At 68.4% G+C, this 16,046-nt stretch carries 18 protein-coding genes and 1 pseudogene; 7 read left to right on the forward strand and 12 right to left on the reverse strand.

Annotation, left to right across the window (positions count from 1 at the left end):
- Positions 1 to 7 precede the first annotated feature (7 nt).
- On the forward strand, positions 8 to 334 hold the full coding sequence (locus ABZS29_RS10080; RefSeq protein ID WP_355460333.1) for a helix-turn-helix transcriptional regulator: 327 nt from the start codon (positions 8 to 10) through the stop codon (positions 332 to 334).
- On the opposite strand, the gene ABZS29_RS10085 is transcribed toward ABZS29_RS10080, so the two are convergent.
- From ABZS29_RS10085 to ABZS29_RS10100, 4 genes are all read right to left on the reverse strand, one after another.
- Positions 314 to 949 (reverse strand): permease prefix domain 1-containing protein, encoded by a 636-nt coding sequence (locus tag ABZS29_RS10085; protein WP_355460335.1) that lies wholly within the window; start codon positions 947 to 949, stop codon positions 314 to 316. The genes ABZS29_RS10080 and ABZS29_RS10085 overlap by 21 nt on opposite strands.
- A 30-nt stretch (positions 950 to 979) precedes the next feature.
- Entirely contained in the window at positions 980 to 1,360 is a 381-nt protein-coding gene (locus tag ABZS29_RS10090) for a DUF2784 domain-containing protein (RefSeq protein ID WP_355460336.1), read from the reverse strand.
- 1 nt (position 1,361) lies between these two features.
- Complete coding sequence (locus tag ABZS29_RS10095; RefSeq protein ID WP_355460338.1) at positions 1,362 to 2,015, reverse strand: GNAT family N-acetyltransferase; 654 nt, start codon at positions 2,013 to 2,015, stop codon at positions 1,362 to 1,364.
- A 64-nt stretch (positions 2,016 to 2,079) separates the two neighbouring features.
- Entirely contained in the window at positions 2,080 to 2,268 is a 189-nt protein-coding gene (locus ABZS29_RS10100) for a hypothetical protein (protein ID WP_355460340.1), read from the reverse strand.
- 136 nt (positions 2,269 to 2,404) lie between these two features.
- Between ABZS29_RS10100 and ABZS29_RS10105 the strand changes: the two genes are divergently transcribed.
- The 5 genes from ABZS29_RS10105 (at position 2,405) to ABZS29_RS10125 (ending at position 6,846) form a co-directional block, all read left to right on the forward strand.
- Positions 2,405 to 3,715 carry a PLP-dependent aminotransferase family protein gene (locus tag ABZS29_RS10105; protein ID WP_355460341.1) on the forward strand — a complete coding sequence of 437 codons (1,311 nt, stop codon included), beginning with the start codon at positions 2,405 to 2,407 and terminating at the stop codon, positions 3,713 to 3,715.
- Between the two features lie 146 nt (positions 3,716 to 3,861).
- Positions 3,862 to 4,809: a D-alanine--D-alanine ligase gene (locus ABZS29_RS10110; protein ID WP_355460342.1), complete on the forward strand. Its 948-nt coding sequence runs from the start codon at positions 3,862 to 3,864 to the stop codon at positions 4,807 to 4,809.
- Position 4,810: 1 nt separating this feature from the next.
- A complete protein-coding gene (locus tag ABZS29_RS10115; protein WP_355460344.1) occupies positions 4,811 to 5,635 on the forward strand; it encodes an SURF1 family protein in 825 nt (274 codons plus the stop codon).
- A complete protein-coding gene (locus tag ABZS29_RS10120; protein ID WP_355460346.1) occupies positions 5,632 to 5,973 on the forward strand; it encodes a DUF3817 domain-containing protein in 342 nt (113 codons plus the stop codon). The genes ABZS29_RS10115 and ABZS29_RS10120 overlap by 4 nt, the downstream gene beginning before the upstream one ends.
- A gap of 42 nt (positions 5,974 to 6,015) precedes the next feature.
- Positions 6,016 to 6,846 (forward strand): methyltransferase domain-containing protein, encoded by an 831-nt coding sequence (locus tag ABZS29_RS10125; protein ID WP_355460348.1) that lies wholly within the window; start codon positions 6,016 to 6,018, stop codon positions 6,844 to 6,846.
- Between the two features lie 1,267 nt (positions 6,847 to 8,113).
- Here ABZS29_RS10125 and ABZS29_RS10130 read toward each other — a convergent pair.
- The 8 genes and pseudogenes from ABZS29_RS10130 to rpmH all read right to left on the reverse strand — a co-directional run bounded on the left by ABZS29_RS10130 (position 8,114) and on the right by rpmH (position 14,506).
- Complete coding sequence (locus ABZS29_RS10130; RefSeq protein ID WP_355460350.1) at positions 8,114 to 9,067, reverse strand: ParB/RepB/Spo0J family partition protein; 954 nt, start codon at positions 9,065 to 9,067, stop codon at positions 8,114 to 8,116.
- Positions 9,064 to 10,011: an AAA family ATPase gene (locus ABZS29_RS10135; protein WP_272949644.1), complete on the reverse strand. Its 948-nt coding sequence runs from the start codon at positions 10,009 to 10,011 to the stop codon at positions 9,064 to 9,066. Before ABZS29_RS10135 ends, ABZS29_RS10130 begins: the two co-directional genes overlap by 4 nt.
- Positions 10,012 to 11,168: 1,157 nt before the next feature.
- Positions 11,169 to 11,804 carry a 16S rRNA (guanine(527)-N(7))-methyltransferase RsmG gene (gene rsmG / locus ABZS29_RS10140; RefSeq protein ID WP_355460854.1) on the reverse strand — a complete coding sequence of 212 codons (636 nt, stop codon included), beginning with the start codon at positions 11,802 to 11,804 and terminating at the stop codon, positions 11,169 to 11,171.
- Positions 11,805 to 11,850: 46 nt separating this feature from the next.
- Entirely contained in the window at positions 11,851 to 12,360 is a 510-nt protein-coding gene (locus ABZS29_RS10145) for a R3H domain-containing nucleic acid-binding protein (protein ID WP_355460353.1), read from the reverse strand.
- A gap of 317 nt (positions 12,361 to 12,677) precedes the next feature.
- Positions 12,678 to 13,661, reverse strand: a pseudogene (gene yidC / locus ABZS29_RS10150) (membrane protein insertase YidC); the annotation flags it as partial.
- A 3-nt stretch (positions 13,662 to 13,664) separates the two neighbouring features.
- Positions 13,665 to 13,991, reverse strand: a complete 327-nt coding sequence (gene yidD / locus ABZS29_RS10155; RefSeq protein ID WP_355460355.1) for a membrane protein insertion efficiency factor YidD — start codon at positions 13,989 to 13,991, stop codon at positions 13,665 to 13,667.
- Positions 13,988 to 14,344, reverse strand: coding sequence for a ribonuclease P protein component (gene rnpA / locus ABZS29_RS10160; protein WP_355460357.1), 357 nt, complete (start codon positions 14,342 to 14,344; stop codon positions 13,988 to 13,990). The genes yidD and rnpA overlap by 4 nt, the downstream gene beginning before the upstream one ends.
- 24 nt (positions 14,345 to 14,368) lie before the next feature.
- The gene (rpmH, locus tag ABZS29_RS10165; protein WP_132165595.1) at positions 14,369 to 14,506 is read right to left on the reverse strand and encodes a 50S ribosomal protein L34; all 138 of its coding nucleotides are present in this window, start codon (positions 14,504 to 14,506) and stop codon (positions 14,369 to 14,371) included.
- Between the two features lie 572 nt (positions 14,507 to 15,078).
- Here rpmH and ABZS29_RS10170 point away from each other — a divergent pair.
- The coding region (locus ABZS29_RS10170; protein ID WP_355460359.1) for a hypothetical protein at positions 15,079 to 16,046 on the forward strand (968 nt) is incomplete at its 3' end.

Raw genomic sequence — 16,046 nt, forward strand, 5'->3', positions numbered from 1 at the left:
TGGCTACATGAAAGCGGATGTTCTGCGGGGACACCTGGATCCGATGATCCTCGCGGTCGTCGAGCACGAGCCGCTGCACGGGTACGCGATCATGGAGGCGTTGCTCGAGCGCAGCGGCGGTGCGCTCGACCTGCCGACCGGGACGCTGTACCCGGCGCTGCGCCGGCTGGAGCGTGCGGGCTATCTGGTCAGCGAGTGGCAGACGGTCGGCGGCCGGAAGCGGCGGACGTACCAGCTGACTCCGGCCGGGGTGAAGATGCTTGCCTCTGGCAAGGAAGAGTGGCTGACCTTCCGGACCGTGGTGGAAGGCGTGCTACGCCCGAACGAGGCGTAGGGACTTCAGCGCAACCAGCAAGAGCGGTACGACGACGAACGCGCTGACGGGGATCACGTCGAGGTGTCCGGAGGTCTTGCTCGACTCGAACGTCATCGACACTCCGCCGAGACTCACGACGATCGCACTCGTGAACGCGAACACTGCGGTCGCGCGGGTCCCGTGTCGCCGTACGACGGCGTACCGCTGACCGAAGCTCGTGGCCAGCACCGCGATCACCGCTCCCGCGATCGTGGCACCGCCGATCCAGCGGACCAGCTGCTCGAGAATGACGCTCAGCTCGCTCGGTCCGTTCACATCCTGGTTCCACGCCCAGACGCCGGGCTGCCAGATCAAGGGCTGCAGCAGCATCACTCCGAGCAGCAGGGCGGCCGTGTTGCGGCTGTGCGCGACCGACAACTCCTCCCGGTACGCCGGGACCACGTCGGACAGCTCGCCGAAATCAGCGACCGCGGCCCGCTCGGCCGCCGTACGGTCGAGTCCGTCGGCCTCGAACGCCTCGGTGGCGTCGGTCAGGTGGTCGCGCGCCTCGGCCAGCAGATCGGCCTTCTTCCGCCGCGGACCAGGCAGGGCCTTGCCCAGACTCGTGAGGTAGTCATCGACAGACGTGGACACGGTGACCATTCTCCGGCCTGGACGGGTTCTTCACCTCGGGGAATCCACTGACGCGACCCTCGATCGCCGGCGCAGGACGAAGAAGCCGACGTACGAGATCAGGATCAGCGCGAAGCCGACCTTCTCCGCGACCGGGGTGCCGCCCTCGGGCCAGATCGTGCCGTCGAGGTAGTGGTTGATGTAGCCGCCGGCGTAGACGTCCTCGCCGCCACGACGCAGGAAGAACTTCTCCGCGCCGGTCAGCGGGCAGTCGTAGTCGATCAGCACGATCGCAACGCTCCAGATCGCGACCGCCAGATGCGCCCAGATCACCTTGGGCCAGCGCCACGCCAGGAAGCCACCGAGGACGAAGAACAGCAGAAAGGCGGCGTGCAAGATCAGCATCACGTCCGCCAGGAGGCGCCACTGCATCTCAGTGTGTCCGGGCCGGCGGTGTGGCTTCGCGCACCGTCACCGGCGGCGCGGCGGGCTCCGGCCGGATCGCGCCCATCAGGCGCTCGACCGCTGCCTCCATCTCGCTGCGCCAGGTGATCGCGGACCGCAGGTCGAGCCGGAGTCTCGGGTTCCGTGGATGCTCGCGGACCACGGCGAAACCGACGGCGCGCAGGAAATCGGTCGGCCAGACACAGCCAGGTCCGTCCCAGCGTGAGTCGCCGAACGCCTCGACGGCTCGGAAGCCGCGCTTGAGCACGTCCTTGGCGACCGCCTGCACCAGCACCTTGCCGAGCCCGAGCCCGAGGTACCGCGGCAGGATCCTCCCCGTCGCCAGTACGACGGCGTCCGGACTGACCGGCGCGGTCGGGAACGCCTGGGTCCGCGGCAGGTACGCCGCCGGCGCGTAGACCGCATACCCGGCGAGCTCGTCGTCGACGTACAGCACCACTCCGGCCGATCCCCAGTCGAGGAGGACCTGGGACAGCCACGCTTCCTTCTCCAGCGCGGTGTCAGCGTTGCGGCGGGCCTGCCGAGCGGCCACCGGGTCAAGCTCCCAGAACACACAGTCACGGCATGGCGCAGGCAGCTCGCTCAGAGTGGCGAGTGTCAGCGGTTCCAGCCGTCGAGTCATCAGGACTCCGTCTTGGTCACCGAATTGCGGACTGTTACGTTGGTCACGTTCAGTGCCCGTCGTCCTAGCGGGTCGCCGGAGCCGGAGCGGGGGCCGGAGGCCGCACGTCCGGGGTCTCTGCCGCCTGCGGGGCGACGTAGCGTTGCTGCACCTTCGCGGCTGGTTGCCGCCGGAAGAGCTCACCGGCGAAGCCGGCCAGCACCCCGAACAGCAGCCCGCCGAGCGTCCAGCCGGCTGCCTTGCCCACGCTCATCCTTGTCCACCTTCCGCCGTACTGCCCCTATAAGGCATGGTAGTGAGAGGTCGCGCCGTTCCACAGCCCAGGCGCGTTCGGGCTATCGGGGTTAGCCTGGTGACCTTCCCCTCGTAGACCTTTGTGGAGTGGCTCCGTGAGCGCTGACGTGCCCGATGTCCGGCAGACCCGTCTCGACAGCTATGTCGACCGGTACGCAGCACGGACCAAGGGCATGACCGCATCGGAGATCCGCGCCCTGTTCTCGGTCGCCAGTCGGCCGGAAGTGGTCTCACTGGCCGGCGGGATGCCGAACATCGGCGGTCTGCCGCTCGACGTCGTCGGTAGCGCCGTCCGCGATCTGGTGATCGACCACGGCGCCACCGCGATGCAGTACGGCTCCGGCCAGGGCGATCCCGGCCTGCGGGACCAGATCTGCGACGTGATGCGGCTCGAGGGCATCGAGGCGCACCCCGACGACGTCTGCGTGACGGTCGGCAGCCAGCAGGCGGTCGACCTGGTGACGCGGGTGTTCTGCGATCCGGGTGACGTCGTGATCTGCGAAGCGCCGTCGTACGTCGGGGCGCTGGGCGTGTTTCGCGCGTACCAGTGCGAGGTCGTCCACGTCGCGATGGACGACAACGGCGTCGTACCGGAGGCGCTCGAGCAGGCGATCGCGTCGGTGCGGGCGGCCGGCAAGAAGATCAAGTTCTTCTACACGATTCCGAACTTCCACAACCCGGCCGGGGTTTCGCTGTCCGACGAGCGGCGCAAGCGGGTGCTGGAGATCTGCCAGGCCGCGAACCTGCTGATTCTCGAGGACAACCCGTACGGTCTGCTCGGCTTCGACGGTGAGCCGCAGCGCGCGTTGCGGGCCGAGGACCGTGAGGGTGTCATCTACCTCGGCTCGTTCTCGAAGACGTTCGCGCCGGGTTTCCGGGTCGGGTGGGTGGTTGCACCCCACGCGGTGCGGGAGAAGCTTGTGCTGGCTCAGGAATCGGCCACGCTGTGTCCGCCGGTGTTCAGTCAGCTGGCCATCTCGTCGTACTTGGGTAGGCACGACTGGCTCGGCCAGGTGAAGCAGTTCCGCGAGATGTACCGCGAGCGCCGGGACGCGATGCTCGCGGCGCTGACCGAGAAGATGCCGGCGGCAACGACTTGGACGAAGCCCGGTGGTGGCTTCTACGTCTGGCTGACGTTGCCGGAAGGCCTTGATGCGAAGGCGATGCTGCCGCGAGCCGTCACGGCGCGGGTCGCCTATGTGCCCGGAACCGCCTTCTTCTCCGACGGTTTCGGCTCTCAGTGCATGCGCTTGTCGTACTGCCATCCGACGCCGGAGCGGATCACCGAAGGTGTGTCGCGGCTGGCCGCGGTGATCAACGAGGAGCTGGAGCTCCGGCACACGTTCGGGCCGCTGCAACCCGGCACGAGCCACGGCTACGAGGCGCCGGGGCCCGAGCTCAGTTAGCCCTGCTGCGTCAGCCCTTCTGGGCAAAGGTTCTGCCAGGGATCTCCAGGCGGCGGGAGATCATCGATTCGCTAGCGGTACCGTTCCAGTGGGCCTCGGGACCGGCGCCCGCCGGATGTCGCCTTCTAGTGATCGGGAAATGTGTGATGAGTGATCTGGGTCGAGTGCTGGTACTGGCCGGCGGGCTGTCGCATGAGCGGGATGTCTCACTGCGATCGGGCCGCCGGGTCGCCGAAGCCTTGCGCAGCGTCGGTGTCGAGGTCGAGCAGCGGGATGTCGACGCGAGCCTGGTCGACCGGCTGCGCGAAGACGCCCCGGACGCGATCTTCCCCGTCCTGCACGGAGTCACCGGTGAGGACGGCGCCCTGCGTCAGGTCCTCGACCTGTACGGCGTTCCGTACGTCGGCGCTGACGCGGCCGCCTGCCGCACGGCCTTCGACAAGCCGGTCGCGGCGACGATGGTCGGCAAGGCCGGGCTGTACACGCCGGAGTCGGTCGTCCTCGGTCATGACACCTTCCGCGAGCTGGGTGCGGCCGCGCTGATGGAGGCGGTCGTGCAGCAGATCGGTCTGCCGCTCGTGGTGAAGCCGGCTCGCGGTGGGTCGGCGCTGGGTGCGTCGATCGTGCGCTCCGCGGAGGAACTGCCGTCCGCGATGGTGAACTGCTACGCCTACGGACCGGTCGCACTCATCGAGCGGTACATCGACGGCATCGAGGTTGCCGTCACGGTGGTCGACACCGGCGACGGACCGCGCGCGCTGCCGGCGGTCGAGATCGTGCCGGACTCGGGTTTTTACGACTACGAGGCGCGGTACACGGCGGGTGCGACGGAGTTCGTCGTACCGGCTCGGGTGGCTGCTGATGTCGCCGGCGCTTGCGCTGCTGCGGCTGTGACGGCGCATGTGGCGCTGGGACTGCGGGACCTGTCGCGCTCCGACCTGGTGGTCGACGCTGACGGTGTGCCGTGGTTCCTGGAGGTCAACGTGGCGCCGGGGATGACTGAGACGTCGCTGGTTCCGCTGGCCGCCGAGGCCGCCGGGATCGAGCTCGGTGTGCTGTGCCGCGACCTGCTGGCTGCGGCCGCGGCTCGTTGAGATGAGCTCGCCCGACCCCGCACGGCCGCTGTGGCGGACGGCGCTGTCACCGCGCTGGTCGGCGCTGTTGCTGCTCGCGCTGGCGATCGCCGCGGTGATGTCTGTGCTCGGGGTGTGGCAGCTCGACGTCTATCGGTCGAAGACCGCCGAGGCCACGGCGAAGCAGGCTCTGGCTGCACCGATCCCTTTGCAGTCACTCTTCTCCGTCGATGAAGGTTTGCCGGCGAAGGCGGTCGGACGACGGGTGACCGTTGCGGGGACCTGGGGTCCGGCGGCGGACCAGGTCTTCATCGCCGATCGGCGGAACGGATCGCAGGACGGGTTCTGGGTGGTCAGCCCGGTAAAGCTCGACAACGGTGCCGTGATGGTCGTCCGCGGCTGGGTGGCATCGGTGGACGATCCCGCCGTCACGGCGCCGAGTGGGCCGGTGCAGCTGTCCGGTTCGGTGGTGGCCTCCGAGGCCGCCGACTCATCCGGTGATGCGGCACGCGGCCGGGTGCTGTCATCGCTCCGGATCCCCACGCTCGTGCACATGGTCAACTATCGCTTGTACGACGCCTTCGTCGTACAGACCTCGCTGGAGGCGGGCTCGGTGCCGGCACCGGCGCCGGCCGCGGTGACGCCGCCCGCTCCCCCGACGGATCACGCCGGTCTGCGCAACGTGGCGTACGCCTTCCAGTGGTGGATCTTCGCCGCGTTCACGCTGTGGATGTGGACCCGAATGGTCCTCGACGCACACCGCGGTTCGACCGAGGACGACGACGACCAGCCGGACCCGGACCAGGCGTCCGAGCCTGTGGAGTCGAGCGGTACCGTTTCAGCGTGACTTCAGATCCCGCCACCGCCAGTTCGCAGCTCACCCCCGCCGTCCGCGGCGCGCTGACCCGCTACCGGGTGATCGCCTACATCGTCGGCGTGATGCTGCTTCTGCTGCTGTTCGTCGCGATGCCGCTGAAGTACTTCGCCGACAACCCCGGCGCCATGAACGTCATCGGCCCCCTGCACGGCTTCCTGTTCATGGTCTACCTCCTCGCCACCTTCGACCTCTTCCGCCGCGTGCGCTGGTCGCTCCCGCGCCTGGCCCTGATGGCCGTCGCCGGCACTATCCCGTTCCTCAGCTTCTACGCCGAGCGCAAGACCACCCACGAACTCCTCGGCCGCTAAACCTGTTGGGCGGTTGCTGCCCACGCCCCTACCGTCGGGGGCGTGAACCCCTCCGCCGACACCGGCTCACCGCACCCCGCACTGCACGACGTCACTGCAGCTAACAGGGTCAGCTGGAACGCGATCCACCACGCCCGCCCCGGCCGGCCGGCCGCGTTCTTCGCCGCCGGCGGCTCGACCCTCAGCGCCGAAGAGATCGCCGCCGCCGGTGACGTGACCGGCCGCCGTGTCCTTCAACTCGCCTGCTCCTGCGGCGACGAAGCGCTCTCCTGGGCCACCCTGGGCGCCTCGGTCACCGGCATCGACATCTCCGGGGTCGCCATCGGCCTCGCCCGCGCGAAGTCCGTCGAAGCTGGTATCCCGGTCGACTTCCGCCGAGCCGACATGTTCAACCTCCCGGCCGACCTGACCGACCTCGACCTCATCTACCTCAGCTGGGGCGCCATCTGCTGGGTCCCCGACCTCACCACCTGGGCCACTCTCATCGCCGACCGACTCCACCCCGACGGCTCGGTCCTCATCGCCGACCACCACCCCCTCTGGGAAGTCCTCGCCGTCACTGGTCCCGAAACCCTCACCCTCACCGCCGACTACTTCAGCCGCACCACCCCGCGCCCCACCATCCACAACGCCAAGCTTCCCGCCGGCGCCCGCGACGCTCCCAATCCGCCGACCTTCACCGCCTACATCTGGCCCCCGTCCGACATCATCACCGCCCTCCTGTCGGCAGGCCTTTACCTAACCCACTTCACCGAGTCTCCCGTTCCCGACATATACGCCGGCCTCACCAGCCCGACCCACTTGCCGGCCTCCTATCTCATCCGAGCCACCAAGAATGTTTCACGTGGAACCACGCCGCGTATCACCAAGTAGTTTTGTCGACATATAGACCGAGGGTGGCGGATGCCGATATTCCTCCGAGAACGCGATCCTCAGCACCCCACCAAACCGCCCGCCAGAAACTGGACCCGTCGTAGGCGCCGCAGAATCCGTCTCCCAGAGGAATTCCGAGGTCGCCGAAGACCACCCCGCCGCCGACCCGCAAGCCTGCGCGTTCGACCCATCACCAACCCCGTGCCTCGGTAGCCACCCGAGACGCCAGGCCGCCGTGCACCTCCTCGAGCGCTCCGTCGCCAGTCGGACGCCCATCGGCAGGCCACCCCATGACCCGGCCAGAGACATTCATCACCAGCCGGCTATGCGCACCAACCCCCTGCACAGCCGGTTGCACCAGCCCTCGCGAGATGCCGAAGTCGGCCAGGCGCTTGGTCACGAGGCTGCCACCACAACCAGCTCAGCACAGCCCGGCTACTACCCGCCAACGGTGCCCGCGGCCTCTGCCCCCACTCCGCTCGGGCCACTCACCTTCAGCCGACTCGCGCCCGCTTGCCTCCGCACACCTCGGCCGCGAGTGCCACCCACCATGTGAGGGCCCGAGAGCCCACGCACTCAGCGGGCGGCCCGGTACGGCGCGCCCGTCCGCCAGAAACCAGCACGGCCCACTCGACCCGCTCAGTCCACTCGACCCGCTCAGCCCACTCGACCCGCTCAGCCCACTCGACCCGCTCAGCCCGCTCGACCCACACGGCCCACTCAGTCCACTCAGTCCGCTCAGCGCGCTCGGCCCCGCTCGGCCCCGCTCGGCCCCGCTCGGGCCAAGGACTTCGACACACACAGACTCGGCGACGGTGCGGCCGAGGCCAGCAGCCAGGCCGCGAGCCGAGGTCAGCGCGCCACCTCCCCAGCACACCCCACCGCATCCGACCGACCCGTCGCATCCGCCGCCGCCACAGTCGACTTGCGCAGCCTCGCCGACCGTTGGCGGCTGGCCCGCTCGATACAATTGGATGGCGGCAGCTCGCGACCCCGATAGCCGAAGCGGGAGCCGACTCGCAGCCGGATCGTCACCAGGTCGACCGGCTCAGCCGGAACCCGCCAACGGCATGGCCCGGCCCGGCCTCAGACCCCACACATCAGTCCCAGACCCAAACCCTGACCAAGCGAATCGCCGCTGCGCCCGGGGGCACCACATCACGCCTCGGCGAGTAGCGCCGCAGGCTGCACATCACCGCTGCTGCGAGCCGCAGTTGCGCCGCTCGACCGGTCTGCACGCCATCCGAGCGGCTACTGCAAGCCTGGCTTAGCTCTCAGGCTTGTTGGGATCCATGAGGGTGACGATGCGCTCCAAGTCGTCGATCGAGGCGAACTCGACCGTGATCTTGCCCTTGGTCTTCCCCAGGTCGACCTTCACGCGGGTCTCGAAGCGGTCGGAAAGCCGATCGCCGAGCTCCACAAGGCGCGGCGCGATCGGCTTCTTGCGGCGCCGAGCCGGCGTCGGGTCCTCCGCGTTCATGTCGCCGAGGGCGACGATCTCTTCCACCGTCCGCACCGAGAGGCCCTCAGCGACGATGCGCTGCGCAAGCCGCTCGATGGCGTCACCACTGGGGAGCCCGAGCAGAGCGCGAGCGTGACCGGCCGACAGAACACCGGCAGCAACGCGACGCTGGACGCCGGCAGGGAGCTTCAGCAACCGAAGAGTATTGGAGATCTGCGGACGCGAACGCCCGATCCGCGTGGCGAGGACTTCCTGCGTGCAGCCGAAGTCGTCGAGCATCTGCTGGTACGCGGCCGCTTCTTCGAGCGGGTTCAGCTGACTGCGGTGCAGGTTCTCCAGGAGCGCGTCGCGGAGCATGACGTCGTCGGAGGTGTCCCGCACGATCGCCGGGATGGTGGTGAGGCCGGCGGCCTGGGTGGCGCGCCAGCGGCGCTCCCCCATCACCAGTTCGTACTTGTCGTCCTCGAGCCGGCGTACGACGATCGGCTGCAGCAGGCCGATCTCCTTCACCGAGTGGACGAGCTCCTCCATCGCCTCTTCGTCGAAGACGGAGCGCGGCTGCTTGGGGTTCGGGGTGATCTTCCCGACCTCGATCTCCGCGAACTCGGCACCCGGAACGGCGGCCAGCTCGGTCTCCGGCTGCTTCGCCGGCGGTGCGCCGGGAATCGAGCTGGACTTGGTGCCGAGCGTCATCGGGGTACCAGGCGTGGGATTGCTGGGAATCAACGCTCCCAGGCCGCGACCGAGTCGAGTGTTCATCGGGCTCCCTCGAGGTTGTTCCGCATGGCGATTTCACGCGAGGCCTCGAGGTACGACAGCGCACCGGCCGAGGCCGGGTCGTAGGCCAGCACGGTCTGCCCGTGGCTCGGAGCCTCGGAGATTCGCACCGAGCGCGGGACCGCGGTCCGCAGTACGGCGTCGCGGAAGTGCCCACGAACCTCGGCGGCGACCTCGCCGGCCAGCTTGGTGCGAGCGTCGTACATGGTGAGCAGGATCGTGGAGACATCCAGCCCGGGGTTCAGGTGCGACTTCACCATGTCGATGTGGCGGAGCAGCTGGGACAGACCCTCGAGTGCGTAGTACTCGCTCTGGATCGGGACCAGTACTTCGCGGGCCGCGGTCAGCGCGTTCACCGTCAGCAGGCCGAGCGACGGCGGGCAGTCGATGAAGACGTAGTCGTACTTCTCGCCCGCGGCCTCGGTCTCGGCCAGGTGCGCGTCGAGGACTCGCTTCAGCCGGCTCTCCCGAGCCACGATGCTGACGAGCTCGATCTCGGCGCCGGCCAAGTCGATCGTCGCAGGGACGACCTGGATGCCGGGGTGCTCGGCACACGGCTGAAGCAGCTTGCTCAGCGGCTCGTTCTCGATGATCGCTTCGTAGACCCCGGGGGTGCCCTCGGAGTGGTCGATGCCCAGAGCGGTAGAGGCGTTGCCCTGCGGGTCGAGGTCGATCACCAGGATCCGCGCGCCGTACAGCGCGAGGCCGGCGGCGACATTCACCGTCGTGGTCGTCTTGCCGACGCCACCCTTCTGGTTCGCCACGACGAACACCCGGGTCTCGGCAGGCAGCGGGAACTCGCGGCCCATTGTGCGTCCTTCATTCACCAGCAGGGTCCGTTCGGTGGCGGCGGCGATCGGAGTCTCGAGAAGTCGTCGTTGAAGCTCGTCCGACGTGGCCCGCGCGGCGATCTGTGCGGCAGTCATAGCGCCCATTCCAATAGGTGCGGGACTTGGCCCGAAGAGGATGTCAGTGGGGGTTGGTGCGGGTCTGCCCCCAGGTTCATCCACAGGCCTCTGTGGATGAATCCCCGTGTAAGAGGGCAGTTTCATGCGGTCGTCATCCACAGGCAGTGGAGACTGGGGAAGGTCCGTGTCGGCATCCACAAGGGACGCCGTTTCACGTGAAACGCCATCATCTCCCGAACTCTCCGTTTCACGTGAAACAGGATCCGGCGTGGACGGCGGAGTGAGATCGAGACCACTCGCCGCGGCGGCCCGAAGCGCCGACCGATCAGAGCCTGAGTGGAAGTCAGCAGCGGCAGACGAAGCCGATTCCGGAGGCGCGACATCGGCCGGCCCTGCTGGCGCGGGTGCCGAAGCAACCTCAGTCGACTCGACACCCGCCGGCGCTGTCGACGCCGGCTCGACGGCCGACTGGACGGCGGCCTGCTCGACCACGACCGGGCGAACGGCGGCAGAATGAGCCTCGGCGGACTCCGCCACGGCAGGACGAACGAGGGCGGGCTCGACCACGGTGCGCTGCCCATTGACCACCTCGGCGGAGGCCGGCGCCGCGGAGGCAAGCTCAGTGGGCGTCGCCTCAGCGGAGGCGGAGCCGGGTGCGGCGGGGCCGGCGCTGTCGGGGCCCGGTGCTGTCGGGTCCGCGGCTGTCGTCGTGGCAGATCCTTCGTGGGGCGAGGAGTCGGTCGGCGTTGAGCCGATTCGCACCAAGTCGGCTGGCACCGGATCGGCGGACGCAGAGTCCACTGCCGCAGCTGAAGCCGGTAAGTCCGATGCGGCCGGCTCAGATGTGGCCGACTCGAACGCGGCCGGCTCGGATACAACCGACTCGAATGCAGCTGGCTCGGATGCAGCCGACTCGGAAGCAGCTGGCTCTGATGCAGGTAGGTCCGCCGCGGCCGGCTCGGGGGTGTTCGGATCCTGCGTGGGCGGGTCGGAGGTCACGGCGTCCGGCGCGGTTGGTTCTGGGGTGACTGCCTGGGGGGCGGTCGAGTCGGTGCCGGAGGTGGGCGTGTCGGGGGTGGTTGGTGAGGGGGCGGTGGGCCAGCCGATGCCTTGTGACTTCGGCGGCTCTCCGGTGCTCTTCTCGGGCCACCCGAGGGCACGACTCACCAACCCACTCACCTCCTGCGTCCGCCGTGCCGGGAACCCCCTGCAGCACGTCCGGCCACAATACTCACCACAGTCGTCGGCTGGGCCAGTTCATCCGTGCCGAGTTGATGAATGTGCCAGAGTTCGGCACCCAGGGCCGCGAGTTCGCGCTCGGAGGCCTCCAGCTCCTCCTCGGCGGACGATCCCTTCATCGCCAGCATCAGTCCCCCTTCGGCGCACAACGGCAGGCACCACCCTGCCAGTTTGCCCAATGGAGCAACGGCTCGCGAAGTCACCACGTCGTACGACGCGCGAGGTAGATCCTCGGCCCGGGCGCGGACGACGGTGGCGTTGTCGAGCTCGAGCGCGTCGACTGCCTCTTCGAGGAACGTCGTACGGCGGAGCAACGGTTCGACGAGGGCTACCTGGAGGTCCGGGCGAACGATCGCGAGAACGATGCCCGGGAGGCCGGCGCCGGTACCGACGTCGGCGACCGAGGCGCCTTCGGGGACCAGTCGCTCGAGGACCGCACAGTTGAGGAGGTGGCGCTCCCAGAGCCTGGGGACCTCGCGGGGGCCGATCAGGCCACGGAGGGTGCCCTCGGTGGCGAGCAGTTCGGCATAGGCCGTAAGCGGCGCCGCCGCCCGTGGATACAACTTCTCCACGAGCGGCGGCGTTTCACGTGAAACGGAATCTGTCACAGCGACACGATCACGCGGGATGTACGACGACGCGACGCCGGGGCTCTTCGCCCTCGGACTCGCTGGTCAGGCCGGCGGCCGCCACGACATCGTGGACGACCTTGCGCTCGAACGGCGTCATCGGGTCGAGCCGGACCGGTGCACCGGAGGCCTTCACCTCGTCGACGGCCTTCCGACCGACCTCTTCCAGCTCGGCCTTCCGGTTCGCCCGGTAGTTCGAGACGTCGAGCATCAGCCGGGACCGCTCACCGGTCTCCCGGTAGACGGCCAGCCGGGTCAGCTCCTGGAGCGCCTCCAGGACCTTGCCGTTCTCGCCGACCAGGTTCTTCAGGTCGGCGCCCACGATCGACACCGCGGCGCGGTCGCCGTCGATGTCCATATCGATGTCGCCGTCCAGGTCGGCGATGTCCAGCAGCTCTTCGAGGTAGTCGGCGGCGATGTCGCTCTCCGCCTCCAGTGCCTTCAGTCGGTCCGCGGCGGTCGGTTTCGCCGTCTCGGTCTTGTCCAGGCCGTCGGTCACGGCAACTCCTTCATCATGTCGAGGCCCGCCCCACGGGGACCCAGGGTCAATCAGAGCAACAAGGGCACAGCAGCAAGCTCAGCGGCAGGCGCGGGTCAGCGCGAACCGCCCGGCTTCTTCTGGGCGGCCCGACGCTGCGCGGCGGTCTTCGCCGCGGGCTGGCGCTTGGCACCCGATCCCTTCTTGCCAGCCGGCTGCTTCTTGGCAGCACCGGCCTGAGGCTTGTTGGCAGCGTTCTGCTGCGCAGGCTTCGACGTCTCCGCATCGGAGCTTTGACCAGAGGCGGTCTGCCCGTTGGCGGCGGTGGTCGGCTCGGTCTTCCGCGTGCTCCGCGACTGCCGCTTCGGCTGCTGACGCTGAGCCGGACGACGGTCGGTCAGGGTGTCGCCGTCCGCGTCGGCGGCACCGGCCAGGCCCTCGTCGGCCGGACGCCCGGCGCGCTTGTTGTGCTCACGCTTGCGGGCCTCCATGGCGTCGTACGCCGGCGTGCCGGGGGCCGGGTTGCGGCGGATCACGTAGAACTGCTGGCCCATCGTCCACAGGTTCGAGACGAACCAGTAGATGAGCACACCGATCGGGAAGTTGAAGCCACCGATCAGGAAGAAGATCGGGAAGACGTAGAGCATGATCTTCTGCATCTGCGCCGCCTGGCCCTCGAGGGCCTCCTTCGGCATGTTCTTGCGCATCAGCTGCAGCTGGGTGGTGAACATCGTCGCCGTCATCAGGATGATCAGCACGATCGCGACGACCTTGACGTTGCCGGCGCCCGGTCCGTTCGCCTTCAGGAACGTCTGCGAGATCTCCGCACCGAAGATCTTCGCGTGCTGCAGCGAGCTCACGTACGGCCGCATGATCTCGGAGTGGACGTTGCCCTTCGAGGCGTAGTCCAGCACCCGGAACAGGGCCAGGAAGATCGGCGACTGCAGCAGCAGCGGCAGGCACGAGGAGAACGGGTTGGTCCCGGTCTCCTTGTACAGCTTCATCATTTCCTGACCGAGCTTCTCCCGGTCATGGCCGTACTTCTTCTGCAGCTCCTTCATCTTCGGCTGCAGCAGCTGCATGTTCCGGCTGGAGCGGATCTGCCGCACGAACAGCGGGATCAGCAGCGTCCGGATGACGATCGTCAGACCGGCGATCGAGAGCGCCCACGCCCAGCCGCTGTCCTTGTCGAACACCTGGGAGAGCAGCCAGTGCCACCCGACCAGCAACGCCGAGACCGCCCAGTACAGCGGCGTCATGACGGCGTTGAAAACGTCTACGATCCCGTCCCACAAGGCGAATTGGGGGACAATCAGATCAATCACTCAAGCACCTCGCTGCACAGGCCCGGCGTCCGCCGACGGCCCGGGCTGATTGGCGGAGAGCGTGTCTCCGCGGTGGTCGACATCTGTGGGTGGAACGGGGTCGTAGCCGCCGGGGTTCCACGGGTGGCAGCGGGCGAGTCTCCTCGCCGCCAGCCAGCTACCGCGCACCGCACCGTGGCGCTCGACCGCCTGGAGGGCGTACGCCGAACAACTCGGGTAGAACCTGCACACCTGCCCGTACAACGGGCTGATCAGCAGCCGGTACAACTTCAGAAAACCGATGATCCCACTCTTGGCGGGATTACGGAGAACCGCCGTGAACGTCATCGTGGGCCCGACAACCGGCTCAGCGCGCCGTCGACGTCCGCGACCAGGTCGTCGTACGACGCCGAAGCGGACGACGGCAGGGCGCGGACGACGGTCAGGCTGCCGGGCGGCAGCTCGGACAGTCGCGCGGCCATCACGGCGCGCAGACGGCGGTGGACACGGTTACGCAGAACCGCGTTGCCCACCGCCTTGTTCACCACGAATCCGACACGGGAGGGTTCGGACCGGGCGTGGTCCGGTCCGGCCGGAGGCAACAAATGGACCACCACCGTGCGCCGACCGGCTCGCCGACCTGCACGGACGGCGCGACGGAAGTCGTCGGACCGGCGTAACCGGTTCGACGCAGGCAACACGGGGTGGTCACCGTCGAGGGTCGCTCAGGCCGCGAGGCGCTGACGGCCCTTGTTGCGACGGGCGGCGATGATGGCGCGCCCCGCACGGGTGCGCATCCGAAGACGGAAGCCGTGCTTCTTGTGCCGGCGACGGTTGTTCGGCTGGAACGTCCGCTTGCTCACTGGAATGACTCCGGTTACTCGAGAACTCGATGGTCGGTAGATCCAGGAATCGGATCTACCGCTGATGCGGTCCTGCACGCCATCGGAATCCTGAGGTGGTCCCGCCGGGAGCGCAGCACGAAAGGGCCGGTTCAACACCGACCGATCCACGGTACGTGGACGCCTGTGGACAGGTCAAACCAGGTATCCCCAGAATTATCCACAGGCCCTGTGGACAGAATAGTGGACGGCTGGGGAAAACGCGGGTCGTCACACAGTGATCAGATTGATCACCAACTGCAACCACGCACCACGACTACGCTCCGGCGTCCACCCGACACGCCGCAGGTTGCCCCCAATTTGCGGTCCATAGCCTGTGGATGACGGCTTGAAGCAGCGTGGGCGGACTTGTTAGCGTCAGCCCCTCACACCAGAGGTCCCGCACTCCGCAATCGGTAACCAACCCGAACCAGCCGTCGTTCACAACTGTGGACAACCGTGTGGACAGCGCGGTGTCGGGTCCAAGGTCGCGTCACCGGAGGAACCCTCCGGAGGGCACCGGCCACCGCAGCGATGGATTCGGGGAGCAACGCGTGGTCGAGGACCATTCCGCCGGTACGGAGTACACGGCGGCGGAATACACAGGAGTGGACCAACCTGAGGACAAGTACCGCGGCGACGGCGAACCACCGCTGAACCGGTACACGCTGGGTTCCGGCGAACAGCCCGGTACGACGAACGCCGACCTGCGTCCGGAGCCGGGTACCGACTTCCGCTCCGAGCTTCCGCACGCCCCGACTCCGGACCAGCTCGACTTCCTGGTCCCGCCGCCGGCCCCGCGCCGGCCGCGGCCGGAGAACCACCTCAGCCCGTCGCTGCCGATTCCGATGCCCGAGCCGCTCGCGCCGCGTGCCGAGCCGGACGAATACCGCACCGAACTCGAGCGAGCAGCCACCGAGCTGCCGACCGGCCAGCCGCCGCTGCGCCAGACTCCCCCGGCGCCCGAGCCGACCGGATTTCCCGAGCAGCCGACCAGTACGTCGTACTTCGCGGCTGCGCCGTCCGTCTCCGGATCGCAGTGGCGGACCGACCAGACCGCGAGCTGGAACAGCGATCAGCACCACCCCGAGCCTGCCGACGACGAGCAGCCGGCGTACCGCGACTATCCGGCTGAGTCCGCGCGACCGTTCGAGCCGCCGGTGGAGCGAGCGGCCGAGCAACCGCGGCAGGTGGAGCAGGCGGTCGAGCGACCGGTGGATGGTCCGGTCGGACGGCCGGACGAGCAGCAGATGCAGCAGCCGGCCGACGGGCCGATGGAGCGGTCGGTCGAGCGGGCTGATGAGCGCGCCGGGGAGCATCCAGGCGACCGATCGGTTGAGCCGTCGCACGAGCACCCCACCGAGCGAGCGGTCGAGCAGACGGATGAGCGCCCCACCGAGCGGCCGGATGTGCGCTTCGCGGAGCAGGACGAGCGCCTGGCGGAGCGGGCACCAGATCATGCAGTGGAGCGACCGCGTGAGCAGGCGGACGAGCGACCCGCCGAGCGGGTCGACGAGCGGGC

The sequence above is a fragment of the Kribbella sp. NPDC005582 genome, from assembly GCF_040605415.1.
GTDB lineage: Bacteria > Actinomycetota > Actinomycetes > Propionibacteriales > Kribbellaceae > Kribbella.